Annotated in this window: 13 protein-coding genes and 1 pseudogene; 10 read left to right on the top strand and 4 right to left on the bottom strand. The window is 35.6% G+C overall.

What is annotated here, in order from left to right; genetic code table 11:
- Positions 1-37 precede the first annotated feature (37 nt).
- Together AC3WTA_RS12725 and AC3WTA_RS12730 are read right to left on the bottom strand one after the other, a co-directional pair.
- A complete protein-coding gene (locus tag AC3WTA_RS12725; protein WP_082181000.1) occupies positions 38-1033 on the bottom strand; it encodes a zinc-dependent alcohol dehydrogenase family protein in 996 nt (331 codons plus the stop codon).
- Between the two features lie 324 nt (positions 1034-1357).
- Positions 1358-1539 (bottom strand): annotated as a pseudogene (locus AC3WTA_RS12730) (hypothetical protein).
- 136 nt (positions 1540-1675) lie between these two features.
- On the opposite strand from AC3WTA_RS12730, the gene AC3WTA_RS12735 reads away from it, so the two are divergent.
- The 4 genes from AC3WTA_RS12735 (at position 1676) to AC3WTA_RS12750 (ending at position 4624) form a co-directional block, all read left to right on the top strand.
- Positions 1676-2893 carry a sensor histidine kinase gene (locus tag AC3WTA_RS12735; protein ID WP_000738692.1) on the top strand — a complete coding sequence of 406 codons (1218 nt, stop codon included), beginning with the start codon at positions 1676-1678 and terminating at the stop codon, positions 2891-2893.
- Positions 2883-3527 carry a response regulator gene (locus tag AC3WTA_RS12740; RefSeq protein WP_000876838.1) on the top strand — a complete coding sequence of 215 codons (645 nt, stop codon included), beginning with the start codon at positions 2883-2885 and terminating at the stop codon, positions 3525-3527. Before AC3WTA_RS12735 ends, AC3WTA_RS12740 begins: the two co-directional genes overlap by 11 nt.
- A gap of 159 nt (positions 3528-3686) precedes the next feature.
- Positions 3687-4121, top strand: a complete 435-nt coding sequence (locus AC3WTA_RS12745; RefSeq protein WP_000212316.1) for a hypothetical protein — start codon at positions 3687-3689, stop codon at positions 4119-4121.
- A gap of 104 nt (positions 4122-4225) precedes the next feature.
- On the top strand, positions 4226-4624 hold the full coding sequence (locus AC3WTA_RS12750; protein WP_000479663.1) for a hypothetical protein: 399 nt from the start codon (positions 4226-4228) through the stop codon (positions 4622-4624).
- 52 nt (positions 4625-4676) lie between these two features.
- On the opposite strand, the gene AC3WTA_RS12755 is transcribed toward AC3WTA_RS12750, so the two are convergent.
- Positions 4677-4817, bottom strand: coding sequence for a YflJ family protein (locus tag AC3WTA_RS12755; protein ID WP_000273536.1), 141 nt, complete (start codon positions 4815-4817; stop codon positions 4677-4679).
- A gap of 153 nt (positions 4818-4970) precedes the next feature.
- On the opposite strand from AC3WTA_RS12755, the gene AC3WTA_RS12760 reads away from it, so the two are divergent.
- The gene (locus AC3WTA_RS12760) at positions 4971-5333 is read left to right on the top strand and encodes a hypothetical protein (protein ID WP_000582796.1); all 363 of its coding nucleotides are present in this window, start codon (positions 4971-4973) and stop codon (positions 5331-5333) included.
- Positions 5334-5358: 25 nt separating this feature from the next.
- On the opposite strand, the gene AC3WTA_RS12765 is transcribed toward AC3WTA_RS12760, so the two are convergent.
- Positions 5359-5544: a YhzD family protein gene (locus AC3WTA_RS12765; protein WP_000539550.1), complete on the bottom strand. Its 186-nt coding sequence runs from the start codon at positions 5542-5544 to the stop codon at positions 5359-5361.
- Positions 5545-5878: 334 nt separating this feature from the next.
- Between AC3WTA_RS12765 and AC3WTA_RS12770 the strand changes: the two genes are divergently transcribed.
- From AC3WTA_RS12770 to AC3WTA_RS12790, 5 genes are all read left to right on the top strand, one after another.
- On the top strand, positions 5879-7120 hold the full coding sequence (locus AC3WTA_RS12770) for a metallophosphoesterase family protein (protein ID WP_492332901.1): 1242 nt from the start codon (positions 5879-5881) through the stop codon (positions 7118-7120).
- Positions 7117-10041, top strand: coding sequence for an ATP-binding protein (locus AC3WTA_RS12775; protein WP_001217626.1), 2925 nt, complete (start codon positions 7117-7119; stop codon positions 10039-10041). Before AC3WTA_RS12770 ends, AC3WTA_RS12775 begins: the two co-directional genes overlap by 4 nt.
- Before the next feature lie 41 nt (positions 10042-10082).
- The gene (gene yhaM, locus AC3WTA_RS12780; RefSeq protein ID WP_000726645.1) at positions 10083-11027 is read left to right on the top strand and encodes a 3'-5' exoribonuclease YhaM; all 945 of its coding nucleotides are present in this window, start codon (positions 10083-10085) and stop codon (positions 11025-11027) included.
- Between the two features lie 481 nt (positions 11028-11508).
- Positions 11509-11838 carry a hypothetical protein gene (locus AC3WTA_RS12785; protein ID WP_000566281.1) on the top strand — a complete coding sequence of 110 codons (330 nt, stop codon included), beginning with the start codon at positions 11509-11511 and terminating at the stop codon, positions 11836-11838.
- Positions 11839-12514: 676 nt separating this feature from the next.
- Entirely contained in the window at positions 12515-13459 is a 945-nt protein-coding gene (locus AC3WTA_RS12790) for a ring-cleaving dioxygenase (protein ID WP_000272998.1), read from the top strand.
- Positions 13460-13499 lie beyond the last annotated feature (40 nt).

Genomic DNA, 13499 nt, shown 5'->3' on the forward strand with positions numbered 1-13499 from the left:
TTTAAATGGCGAATCAAAAAGGCTCCTTCAATTGTAGTCAATAACTCGTCAAAAACACTTTCCCTTTCGTTTTCTCAGCAGACTGCACGATATCAACCGCACTTTTCACATCAGCTAAATCATATGTAGAATGTACCGTCATAAAACGTAATTGCTTATTTTCTGCTAAGCGAATTAAGTGACGAAACGTTTCTTGCCATTTATATGGTGACACTTCTTTATTCCAATGTCGTAAATGAAATATGTTCGCGTGCACTTTTGCTTTCGTGACAATCTCTGCCCAGTTCACTTGTATTCCTGATAGAAGACCGATCGTTAAAAAGTGCCCGTTTGGACGTAAGGAGAAAGCTAATTCATTTCCATCCGGTCCCCCGATAGAATCAATTGCGGCGTCTGCACCGATCCCGTTTGTTAATTCCATAACGGTTTCATAAAGCGGGGCAGTGGAAGTATCAATTACATATGCAGCACCAAGGCACAGTAATTCTTCTGTATGTTGATTATTTCTTGTAACCGCAATTAATCGGAAGTTTAAAATTTGTGATAACTGCGCAAATAGATGTCCAATAGCAGATCCACAAGCATTCACCAATAAAACATTATTACGTTGTAAGTTTAGCGTTTCTGTACATGTAACCCACGCCGTAAGAGGATTAATATATAATTGTGCCGCTGTAAAATCATCTATAGAATCAGGAATAGGGACTACAAAATCAGCTGATGTCTTGACATATTCTTGCCAAGTACCTTCTCCGCGTAACGGTAAAACACGTTTACCGATAAAGTCTCTAGTAACGCCCGCGCCTACATCTTCGACAATACCAACACCTTCATAACCAGGTATGTTAGGTAACGGAATTCTATGTGCGTACGCTCCGGTTATTGGAATTAAGTCAGATGGGTTAATCGGTCTAACCAACATACGAACGAAAACTTCATTATCTTGTAATGGTTCTATATTTTTATATTCAACTTGTAATACCTCTTTTGGGTTACCAAACTCATGAAATTGAATGTATTTTCCGTGCAAGATAAATGTTCCCCCTTAGTTTGATTGGATTTATTATAGCATTTTTGATTTTGGGTGTTATTTCATTAGCAAAAAATAAAGGGGAACAGAAAGTCATCGTTTATCCATTTGATAAAATCGATTTCTCCTGAATACATAGTAATATAAGAAAAAGACGCCCTTGTGAGCGTCTTTTTCCAACTTGAGATAGATGTATCATTATTGTTCTGCTAGGTGACATAGTTCTCGTATAAAGTTTTCTCACACAAATGATCTGTGTATCAATTTGTTTTTGATATACAGATCATTTGTATGATAATTCTTATAAGTAATTGCTGAATGATAACCTTACATGAATGCTTTTAAAAGCTCTTGAACTAATGGAATTACTCCACCTACAAAGTTTAAAACTGCCATTGCGATTTCCATATGATTGCCTCCTTTAGTAGTAAGATGTAATAAATCTTTATAAATTCATTATAGTAAGCGCTTACAAAAACATCAATGCATTTCGATATGCAATAATTCATATTTGTATTTGGTAATGAGGATGAAGAGGAATAAGTGACTTATCCCGCTATTTGTGGGAGTCGGGCTGTATGTAAAAGCCTTCACTTTATCAAAATGTAAGCTGCATCTTGTATAATATAATGATGGAGGTCGAATATGAAAAAAATGAATTCAAATATAGATGTGGATACAAATGTATTGGAAGCGGTATTTATTCCAAGAAGGTTTATTGTTTTATGGATTACACTCGTATATATAGCTTCAATGCTTTTAGAATTTCGTAATAATATTCTCTCAATAGATAGTTTCTTTTTTACAATAGTCATTGTTATTCATACTATTTTTCATTGGTATGCGAGTTCATTAAAAAATAGGCAATTGTTGTATTTCTTTTTTGTACAACTCTTCATTGTGTTTCTTGCTGCATTTATTGTACCAAATGGTTCAATAGCTATTTTTGTTGGATTAACCCCTATTTTAATTGCTCAAAGTTTATATGTTTATAACAATATATTTAAAGTAATGGCAGTTTTTACTCTCATGTATGCCATATTTTGTATTGCGATTAGTATGAATTATGGTGTGAATAAAGTAGCTATTCTTATCTCTATGTTCCTTTTAGTACTAGCAATTATTATTCCTTTTTCTTATATTAATAAGCAGCAATATGATGCACGTAATCGTATACAGAGCTACATTCAAGAGTTAGAGTCTGCATATATGAGAGTAGAAGAATTGACATTAGCTAATGAAAGGCAGCGAATGGCAAGGGATTTACATGATACGTTAGCGCAAGGTGTAGCGAGCTTAATTATGCAATTGGAAGCAATAGATGCCCATATGCAAAAAGGGAATATAGAACGATCTCAAGAGATTATGAAACAAACTATGATAAGAGCGAGACAAACTTTACATGATGCAAGGTTGGTTATTGATGATTTGCGTCATACTACCAATTCATTTAATAAAGCAGTAGAGGAAGAAGTTCAACGTTTTTCTGAGGCTACGTCTATACAAGTGAGATTTACTATTCAAAGCCCTCCGCATATTTCAAGCTTAGTAAAGGAACATTGTTTATATGTAATTAGTGAATGTTTAACGAATATCGCAAAACATTCGCAGGCAACAGATGTAAATTTAAAAGTTGAATATATCGATAACCCTGAAAAACTTACTATTGAAGTTCAAGATAATGGAATGGGCTTTGACACTGGATCTATCGGTAAGAATCCTGGACATTACGGCTTAATTGGCTTAAATGAGCGAGTTCGATTGATTAATGGAGAAATACATATATTGAGTGAAAAGATGAAGGGTACGAAAGTGTGTATTCAAGTACCTATCAATAATGAAGGAGATAAACATGAAGTATAACGTATTAATTGTGGATGATCATTTCGTTGTAAGAGAAGGTCTGAAATTAATAATAGAAACGAGTGATTCATTTCAAATTATAGGTGAGGCTGCAAATGGAGAAGAAGCCCTTTCTTTCATAGAAAAAAAGAAACCTGATGTTATTTTAATGGATTTAAATATGCCTAAAATGAGTGGTCTAGAAACAATTGAAGCTTTAAATAAAAAACAAAATCATACGCCGATTATTATATTAACTACTTATAACGAAGACGAATTAATGTTAAAGGGAATTGAGTTAGGAGCAAAAGGATATTTGCTAAAAGATACGGATCGTGAGAATTTGTTTCGAACATTGGAAGCGGCTATTCGAGGTGAGATTTTACTACAACCCAATATTATGGAAAAAATAGTGAATTATAAAAGGAAAGAAGTATATGCTGATAAGGTTGAAGAAAATAACTTAACAGAAAAAGAATTGTTTGTGTTGAAAGCTATTGCGCGTGGAAATAAGAATAAAGAAATTGCATTCGATATGGGAATAGCTGAGCGAACAGTAAAAGCGTATTTAACAAATATATACAATAAATTAGGTGTTAATTCAAGGTCAGAAGCAGTAGCTGTATCTATTGAAAGGAAGTTAATTCATTTTTAAAACATTATATATGCCCAATCGTACATTATAGGCTTGCCCTTTTGTACGATTTTTTTATTATTTTCTCATGTTATGCTTTAGAAAGTATGAGAGATTTAAGAACGCTCTAATTGCATTACACAGACGTTTTTAATATGGGAAAGGAAGAAGAATAATTAAATGGCAACTTTGTTTTTAATTTCTGTAGTAATTTTCTTTATTTGGCTGCAAAGAAAACAAACAAAATTAAACTGGATACATATTATTACTTTTCTCATGATGATAGGGATTATTACTTATACGGCGCCGCAACCAATGACTAGAGATTTACAAGCAGAGTTATTGGCAGTTATGCTTTTTTCTTTCGCTATTGGTGTTTGGCAAGGTGGGGGAATTACAGTCTGTTATGAGGATGGAATTTTATATATTACAAATGGAAAACAGTATTTCATTTCATGGATTCTTTTAATAATCGGCAACATAATTATTACTAACACATTTGAAGGTGGATTTACATTTAATGGATCGTGGATTATTTTGTGTAGCGTTGTCATTGTATCTGGGGTGAAAAACAGTATTCTATGTATTCAATACAAATTAACAGTGCGAAATTGAATGGAAAAGCAAAGCTGTTTTCTTTTATTACAACCTTGAACGTATTGTTATAAGTTCATAAAAATGAGAAGAACGTAATGGAAGAATGGGGGGAGTTAACTTAGATGTTTTTACCTATTACTATATTTGATAGGTTTAATTGGCTGGGGAATGTTGCTTTCTCTTCAGAAAAGGTTAGCAAGAATCAAGCACTTTTGAGGGCTGAAGAGCAAGATGATAATTTGCGTAACAAGAAATATATAGATTCGGTTACTAAAATTCATAAGGGAATAAATATAGATTTTGTAAAATGTGGTGCTAATTATGTATCGGGCTGTGCGGAACCTCATTCAATAATTGTCATAACAAGTGACGATACGTTTGTTGGAAGTGGACGGGTTAATAAGTATGGAGAATTTAAAATATATACGAATGATTATCTGGAAGAGTATTTGGTAATAGAGATGCAGTTAATAATGGGTGGTTTTTATCAAGAGAGTATAACGGTAAAGGTAGAATGTTAAGATAGGATCCACTATATAAAAAGGAAGCAACCGCAGTCGCTTCCTACATCTATTAAGCCGAAGCTTTCTTCATTCTCTCAAGTAAACTAGATAACACATGCGTACGATATGATTCTAGTTTTTTACCTTCGTAAGTACGAATACCTAATTTTTTAAGTTCTTTTACATACCAACCTTTACTTCCGAAATACATGTGATCGCTCCCCTTCAACTTTGTTTTTAGTTGTTCTGATTGTACTTGGAGGTACGGGATAATAATGAAGGAAATGAATTTCGCGCGAAAATGGTTAACTTTGTTGCAAAAGACATATATACTAAGGATAGTATATAACGAGGTGGGCAAGACGTGATTATAGAGAAGCACGAAATTCAAATTGACCAAATTACGAGCGGTAAAGTGAATATCTTTACTTTCTATAGGAATAGAAAGCAAGTTGATGATCATTTTTTACGATTACAAGAACCATCGCTTACAGCAAACTACTTCTTCCATTTTCATTTTGATGCAGAGAGCTTGCATCTACTGCAGGAAGAGTTTCCGAGCGTATATCCGTACGCCGGTAGTGAAACGATTCACGACTGGACGGAAAAGATGAAAGCAGAATTGCAACATCAGATCCAAACAGGAAAATGGAATAAGCGCGTACGTATTGGTAATCGCATTCTAGATGTGGTGTTTACGTGGTGTGACGAAGATATAGTAGAGTAAAAAGAAGCGGATGACGCTTCTTTTTTTAGCGCTGGAATAAAACGAGCTTACCTGCAGAAGATGTACAGCGATGTGTTTTTTCGTGCAATCCTTTTTCTTGTAAAATAGATTCACCTTTTGCTTTCGCTTCTTTTTCAGTTGCCGCCTCGAACGATTCATCTAATGCTTTTGAACCATCTTTTTCAAAGACTGTTAGAACGTATACTCCCATGAAAATTCCCTCCAATGATAAAAATCAGAATCTTATAACTATTTTGGCATAAATCACTAGAATATGCAAAGAAATATATGACATTGCGTGTTACAATAAAGTGAAACTTTAATAAGCAGGGGAGTTTTTTATCCCCTGCTTATTATTAGTTGAACCAATCGGGTATTTATGGGCAGTTAACTTTCAGATAAGCTTCTTTGTCTACTGCCCGTTAATACGGGGTAAGGTGAAACTTTAACTAGTGGGGAGTCTATTCATGCCTACTTATTAAAGTTTTCAGCAATTTTAATATTGATAAAATGAAACTTTTGAAAGATAGAAAGGATCGTTATTTGTGAAACAAGTGAAGTTTATACATGCGGCTGATTTGCATTTGGATAGTCCGTTTAAAGGGATGGAAATGAGTGTACCGCGGTCTGTTTGGGAGAGAATGAAGCAGAGTACGTTTGAATCGTTCGAACGTATTGTTGATAAAGCGATTCAAGAGCGCGTTGATTTCGTATTACTAGCCGGGGATTTGTATAATGCGGAGACGAGAAGTTTGAGAGCGCAAGTGTTTGTGCGCGAGCAAATGAAGAGACTGTCGCAGTACGATATCCCTGTTTTTATTATTCATGGTAACCATGATCATTTAGGGGGAAGCTGGGCAGCAATTGAGTTTCCGGAAAATGTTCATGTGTTTACGGAGCCTTATGTAGAAGAGAAATCATTTTATAAAAATGGTGAGCTATTCGCTTCTATTTACGGGTTTAGTTATTTGCAGCAAGCGGTAACGGATAATATGACAGCGCAGTATACGAAAATGAGTGATGCGCCTTTTCATATTGGTATGCTTCACGGAAGTGTGGAAGGTGATGCAGAGCATAATCGCTATGCACCGTTTCAAATTCGTGAGCTGAAAGAAAAGCAGTTTGATTATTGGGCTCTTGGTCATATACATAAACGTGAAATTTTATCTGAAGAGCCATACATTATTTATCCAGGTAATATACAAGGGCGTCATCGTAAGGAAACGGGCGAAAAGGGTGCGTACGTGATTGAACTTACGAAACAAGGAACGCAATGTTCATTTTTCCATACGGCGGATGTTGTGTGGGATGAGATAGAAGTGAATATTGATGGAATTGAAACTGTTGATGAACTTATGACTGTTATATCAAGTGCGATGAATGAGTACCGAAGAGAAGAGGAAGGAACGCTTTTAACTGTCGTATTTACAGGGCAGGGACCACTTTCTCCTTATTTACGTGATGAAAAGCGTGTGGAAGAGATTTTTCATATTTTAGCAGCGGGAGAAGAACGAAAAGATTTTGTATATACGATGAAGTGGAAAAATGAGACGGTTTCTTTTGCGGAAATCGAGCGTTTGAAAGAGGAAAATCATTTCGTCGGTAGTGTGCTAAAAGAGTTAGAAGCTTTCACCAATATGGACGGCGTATTACGCACGATTTGGACATCTCCTGTAGCGCGTAATAGTATTGAATCTTTTACAGAAGAAGAGAAGAAAGAGATTCAAAAAGAAGCAGAAAATATTATTTTAGAGCAATTATTCCAGCAAGAGAGGGATAAGAAATGAGAATTGAAAAACTCCATATTTATGGGTACGGAAAATTAGAAAATGTGGAAATGGATCTGTCAATGCTGACTGTTTTATACGGTGAAAATGAAGCGGGGAAATCGACAATTCGCTCATTTATGAAAAGTATTTTATTCGGTTTTCCGACGAGAGGACAACGCCGTTATGAGCCGAAAGAAGGCGGCAAGTATGGCGGTGCGATGACTGTACAAACAGAGAAGTACGGCCTTTTGAAAATTGAACGATTGCCAAAGACGGCAGCTGGCGAGGTGACCGTTTATTTTGAAGACGGGAAAACGGGCGGCGAGGAAATTTTACACGATATATTAAGCGGGATGAATGAAAGTTTATTTGAATCGGTCTTTTCATTTGATATGCACGGTCTTCAAAATATTCATCAGCTCGGCGAAGCGGATATCGGAAATTATTTGTTTTCGGCAAGTGCAGTCGGAAGCGATGCGTTATTACAGCTAGATAAAAAGCTAGAGAAAGAAATGGATCAGCGCTTTAAGCCGAGCGGTCGTAAACCAGAAATTAACGTATCACTGCAAGAAATGAAGAAGCTTGAAGAGAAGATGAAAGAGTGGCAAGGGAAAATTGGCACATATGAAAAGCAAGTGGAGCAGTTAAAAGAAAGTGAAGAGAAACTTGCTTCTGTTCGTGCGGAAAAAGAGAATGCAGAAAAGCGAAAGCAGGATTATGAAATATTAGCAGCGCTTGAGCCTCTCGTTATTGAAAAGCGTGCGCATGAGAAAGTGTTACAAAACGAGAGCGGGCAATTTCCTGTAAACGGGATGGCGCGCTATGAAGCGATTAAGGCGAAGCTGGAGCCGCTCCAATTACAAGTTGATTCGCTTCATAAAAAAATAGAGAATGTGCAATCGGAAATTGAATCGATTCAAATAGATGAAGCGTTTTTACAAAAAGAAAGTTATGTAGAAGAACTTCGTATGCAGCATATGTCTTACGAAAATGCACGCCAAGAAATGCGTGATATGACAGGAACAATTACGAATATAAAAGAAGAACTGGCAGAACTAGAGCAACAAATCGGTGCTACTTTTGAAAAAGAAACAGTTCTTTCGTTTGATATGAGTTTGGCGACGAAAGAGTTAATTACGCAAACGGTGCAAAAGGCGCGCGAACTAGAAACGCAAAAAGTACAGCTTGACGATCGTTTTAAAGTAGCACAGGAGCAATTAGAAGAACAAGAAGAAAACATAAAACAGGTTAAGCAACAAATGTTAGCGGATGAAGAACGAAATACGCTAGTTGAGAAAGAAAAGTCATTCCAAGATGCGGCGTTTATCGGTATGGGCGCAGAGCGAATGAAGCGCAAGTATGAGGAAAAAGCAGGAGCGGCAGTGCAAAAGAAAAAGCAGTGGCAAAGAGTTTGTCTTCTGTTACTTCTTATTAACACAGTTGTTTTATTCACGAGTTTATTTATAGATAACCGCCTGCTTTTATTTATTAGTGTCATTATTTTTGTAGGAATTGTTCTTGCCCTCGTTTTATATAAAGATCCGTCAAGTGGATTACAAGAAGAGCTTCTTACTCTTCAGCAAAGTGCTGGTGGGAGACAAAGTGAAGAAGCAATGTCAGTTCGTTATCAATTAGAAAAAGATGAAGAGATACGTAAATTATTTGAGCGTGAGTCGTATAAGTTACAGCAAATGGAACGAGCGTATGATAAAGTCGTTTCATCGTATGAGGAATGGGAGAGAGAAACGTTCCGCATTAGCGAACAAGTAAATGTGTATAAAATGCGCTATATGTTCCCTGAATTTTATACGTATGCACACATATTACCGGCGTTCGAGCGTATGGAAAAAATGCAGCAATTATATCGTGAGTTAGAGAAACAAGGCACTCGGAAATCTTCATTGTATGAAATGATTTCGCAATTTGAACATAAACTAGAAACTGTTATCGGCAGTGCGGAGTATAGTAAGTTGCACGAGGCACAAAGTCGTATGCAAAATGAGAAAGAAAAGCGCCAAACTTGTAAGCAGCGAAAAGAGAAGCTGGCGGAATGGCAAGAAGAGTATGAGTTCATGCAAGAGCAATTGAAACAACTGTTAGTAGAACGAGATAGTTTATGGCATATTGCACATTCTACAGATGAAGAGATGTTTTTAGAAGCAGGTAAGCTGGCAGAAAAACGTGAAGATGCTGAGAAGCAAGTAGGGCGTTTATTACCGCAAATTGATTTGTTAGAACAGCGTTTAACGAGTTTATCATTAGCTGAACATTATGAGGCTGACGGTTATGATGAAAAATTAAAGCAAGAAATTGCAGTCATGCAAAACAGTCTTACAAAGGAAAAAGAACTGACAGAGCGTATTGCGAAACATCGTATGGAAATCGCGAATTTAGAAGAAGGGAGTACGTACGGTGATTTAATGCACGAATGGGAAATGAAAAAAGCACAAGTGCGTGAACAAGTGAAGAAATGGGCTGCTTATGCGGCCGCAAAGACAGTGTTAACGAAAACGAAGCAATATTATCATGAGGTACATCTTCCTCGTATTTTACAAAAATCAGAAGAGTATTTCGTCTATTTAACAGGCGGACGATATAGTAAAATCTTTTCACCGTCAGAGGCGGAACCTTTTATTGTGGAACGTAACGACGGTATGCGTTTTTACAGTCATGAACTAAGCCAAGCGACAGCAGAGCAGTTATATTTATCGTTACGATTTGCGTTAGCGAAAACGTTTGAGCATGATTATCCATTTATTATTGATGATAGTTTCGTACATTTTGATGCGGTAAGGACGAATCGCACAATTGAACTAATAAAGGAAATTGCGCAAGATAGACAAGTGATCTTCTTTACATGTCATGCGCATTTATTAACGTATTTTACAGAAAAACAGATTATAAAATTAACGCATAAGCGTAAAGCAAATGAGTTGTAGTATGCTATACTAAAAGTAATTGATATGGTGGAGGAATTCGAATGAAAAAGAAAATTGCAGAATATGAAGTTGGTGAACAAGTCGATGTTTTCTTGTTAATTAAAACAGCGACAAAAGGTTTAGCAAGCAATGGGAAACCATTTTTAACAGTAATCTTACAAGATCCAAGTGGAGATATTGAAGCGAAGCTATGGGACGTATCGCCAGAAGTTGAGAAACAATATGTAGCAGAAACAATCGTTAAAGTAGCTGGTGATATTTTAAACTACAAAGGACGTATTCAATTACGTGTGAAACAAATCCGTGTTGCGAATGAAAATGAAGTAACAGATATCTCGGATTTCGTGGAAAAAGCACCAGTGAAAAAAGAAGATATGGTTGAAAAAATTACGCAATACATATTTGAAATGAGAAACCCAAACATTCAACGTCTAACAAGACATTTGTTAAATAAGCATCAAAACGAATTTTTAGAATATCCAGCAGCGACGAAAAATCATCATGAGTTCGTATCTGGACTAGCTTATCATGTCGTATCGATGCTTGATTTAGCGAAAGCTATTGCGGCTTTATACCCATCGTTAGATAAAGACTTACTATATGCGGGCGTTATTTTACACGATCTTGGTAAAGTAATTGAGCTATCTGGCCCAATCTCTACAACTTATACGTTAGAGGGGAATTTACTTGGCCACATTTCAATTATGGTGAACGAAATTGGTAAAGCAGCAGACGAGCTACAAATCGATGCAGAAGAAGTATTAATTCTTCAACACATCGTGCTTTCTCACCACGGAAAAGCAGAATGGGGTAGCCCAAAACCACCATTAGTAAAAGAAGCAGAAATTCTGCACTACATCGATAACTTAGATGCAAAAATGAACATGATGGACCGTGCATTAGGACGCACAAAACCAGGCGAATACACTGAGCGTGTCTTTGCACTTGATAATCGTTCGTTCTATAAGCCGACGTTCCATAATTAATAATGTGAATCAAATGGCCTCATTAAGTGTTAAAAGCTTAGTGGGGCTGTTTTTTATTGAAAATGAAATGAAATAGTTAAGAAGTACGCATGGGTGTAACGAAGAACTAATAAAACATATCTTGCCACTAGAATGGGAGCATATCAACTTTTTAGTTGAGTAACGCGCCAGCATTTCAGAAAAAATACAATAAGCTGTCCATATGGGCAGCTTATTTACATAATTATCGATATAGGAAGTAGTTTTAAGCATTAGGCAATATAAATTTCATTTGCTGGCTCTTATTTTCGGCGGGTTTTTAGCTTTCGCCAAGCTGAACCGCCAGTTAGCGAAAGGCAAGGCGGTGAATATATTTACAAAATGACAAAACTGTAAGAATACACGAATGTTTGTAAGAAAGTTCGATGTTTTCCTTTTTCTTTTTTTATTATAGTGAAAAAGAAGAACGAAATATTCTCTTATGTAGGAAAGGAAGATAATAATGATTGATCTATTAAACAAATGGATGTTAGAAAGTACAGGCAATTTCAATATCGTTGTAGGACTTACAGCACTTCTATTTTTGGGTTCAGTAATTGCACTTATTATTATTTATAAAAAAATTGGTAAACCAGATGAAAGAACAAATGCTATTTATTTTAAAATTATTTCTTGTATGTTTACTACTCAAATTCTAATGAATTGCATATTTATTTCTTTAGTTGGTAAAGATATCGAGAATTTCCGTCAAATCTTTATATTATTTGAAGCCTTTGTATTCTTCGTTGGAGCTATTTATTCGTTTAAATTATATAGACAGGAATACAAATAATTCACTTATAAGAAACAATAAAAATCAGTAGTGATTTTATACACTACTGTTTTTTATTGTTCATTTTCAAATGTAAACTTTTCATTTTTAGTTAACTGTATATTCTATACATATGAGGTTAACATAATGTCTCATTATCGGTAGCAAGGAAAAAGGAGAAGCCTGCTCTCACAAGGGAACCTCCTTTTTACGTTCTATGGATCTATACATTTTTTTATACATTTCTATCCTGAAGGGGATTTTAAGATTTCTGTTTGTTACTGAATTAGCTGAAAAACTGTATAAAACCTTGCATACTCTTAGCGTGTTTTTTTAATGCTGGCGATATCCTACATCCATCAACTTATGAATTTTATAATGTCTCCAAACCAAGAATTTCTTGTGTTTGTAGTCCAAAATTTTATGCAATAAAAAATATCTCGAATTTGAGATAAATAACTTGCTTTTTAATCACTTGAGTTGTAAAGTGATAGTAACGAAAGTGATTGAGTCATATGAAAAACATACACTCAATTGCTTTCGATTAAAAAAACGAAGTAACTTATTCAGTAAAAACTAAGATGAATTTACAAAAACATAATAAGCATAAATTGAAAAGTTAATAACCATATTATTTGTTGGAAATGTTATTTTTTAGTTATCACTTGACTAGTAAAATGAAACGGAGGAATAAACAATGTATGAAATTAAAGGGCATCATCACATTTCAATGGTTACAAAAAACGCAAGTGAGAATAACCATTTTTATAAAAACGTGCTTGGGTTACGTCGTGTGAAAATGACGGTAAACCAAGATGATCCGTCTATGTATCACTTATTTTACGGAGATAAAACAGGAAGTCCAGGTACGGAATTATCATTTTTTGAAATGCCTTTAGTAGGGAAAACGTACCGTGGTACGAATGCAATTACGCGAATTGGATTACTCGTTCCGTCAGAGGAAAGCTTACATTACTGGAAAGAACGATTTGAGAAATTTGATGTGAAACATAGTGAAATGACAACATATGCAAATCGTTCTGCTTTACAATTTGAGGATGCTGAAGGTCTTCGTCTCGTACTACTCGTTTCAAATGGAGAAAAAGTAGAGCACTGGGAAACGTGGGAGAAATCCGAAGTTCCTGCACAGCATCAAATTCAAGGAATGGGTTCAGTGGAAATGACGGTGCGTAGACTTGATAAACTGGCGAGTACATTAACAGATATATTTGGTTATACAGAAGTTAGCCGAAGCGACGAAGAAGCGATTTTCCAGTCCATTAAAGGAGAAGCCTTCGGAGAAATCGTTGTGAAATATTTGGATGGTCCTACTGAAAAACCAGGCCGCGGTAGCATTCACCATTTAGCAATTCGTGTAAAGAACGATGCAGAGCTTGCTTACTGGGAAGAACAGGTAATACAAAAAGGTTTCCATTCTTCTGGCATTATCGACCGTTTCTATTTTAAAAGCTTATACTTCCGCGAATCAAACGGAATCCTATTTGAAATTGCGACAGATGGACCAGGATTTACAGTTGATGGAGATGTAGAGCATTTAGGAGAAAAACTTGATTTACCGCCGTTCTTAGAAAATCAGCGAGCAGAAATTGAAGCGAAATTAGCACCTATTGAAGAGAAATAATAGAAGAGAAAATATAAATTTAAAAACCATTGGAGGAATA

The sequence above is a fragment of the Bacillus sp. EB106-07-01-XG149 genome, from assembly GCF_058791555.1.

Bases quoted from the DNA above. Each gene is read 5' to 3' on its own strand.
- AC3WTA_RS12735 (WP_000738692.1), top strand. From the start codon at position 1,676: ATGAAAAAAATGAATTCAAATATAGATGTGGATACAAATGTATTGGAA.
- AC3WTA_RS12740 (WP_000876838.1), top strand. From the start codon at position 2,883: ATGAAGTATAACGTATTAATTGTGGATGATCATTTCGTTGTAAGAGAA.
- AC3WTA_RS12745 (WP_000212316.1), top strand. From the start codon at position 3,687: ATGGCAACTTTGTTTTTAATTTCTGTAGTAATTTTCTTTATTTGGCTG.
- AC3WTA_RS12750 (WP_000479663.1), top strand. From the start codon at position 4,226: ATGTTTTTACCTATTACTATATTTGATAGGTTTAATTGGCTGGGGAAT.
- AC3WTA_RS12755 (WP_000273536.1), bottom strand. From the start codon at position 4,817: ATGTATTTCGGAAGTAAAGGTTGGTATGTAAAAGAACTTAAAAAATTA.
- AC3WTA_RS12765 (WP_000539550.1), bottom strand. From the start codon at position 5,544: ATGGGAGTATACGTTCTAACAGTCTTTGAAAAAGATGGTTCAAAAGCA.
- AC3WTA_RS12775 (WP_001217626.1), top strand. From the start codon at position 7,117: ATGAGAATTGAAAAACTCCATATTTATGGGTACGGAAAATTAGAAAAT.
- yhaM (WP_000726645.1), top strand. From the start codon at position 10,083: ATGAAAAAGAAAATTGCAGAATATGAAGTTGGTGAACAAGTCGATGTT.
- AC3WTA_RS12785 (WP_000566281.1), top strand. From the start codon at position 11,509: ATGATTGATCTATTAAACAAATGGATGTTAGAAAGTACAGGCAATTTC.
- AC3WTA_RS12790 (WP_000272998.1), top strand. From the start codon at position 12,515: ATGTATGAAATTAAAGGGCATCATCACATTTCAATGGTTACAAAAAAC.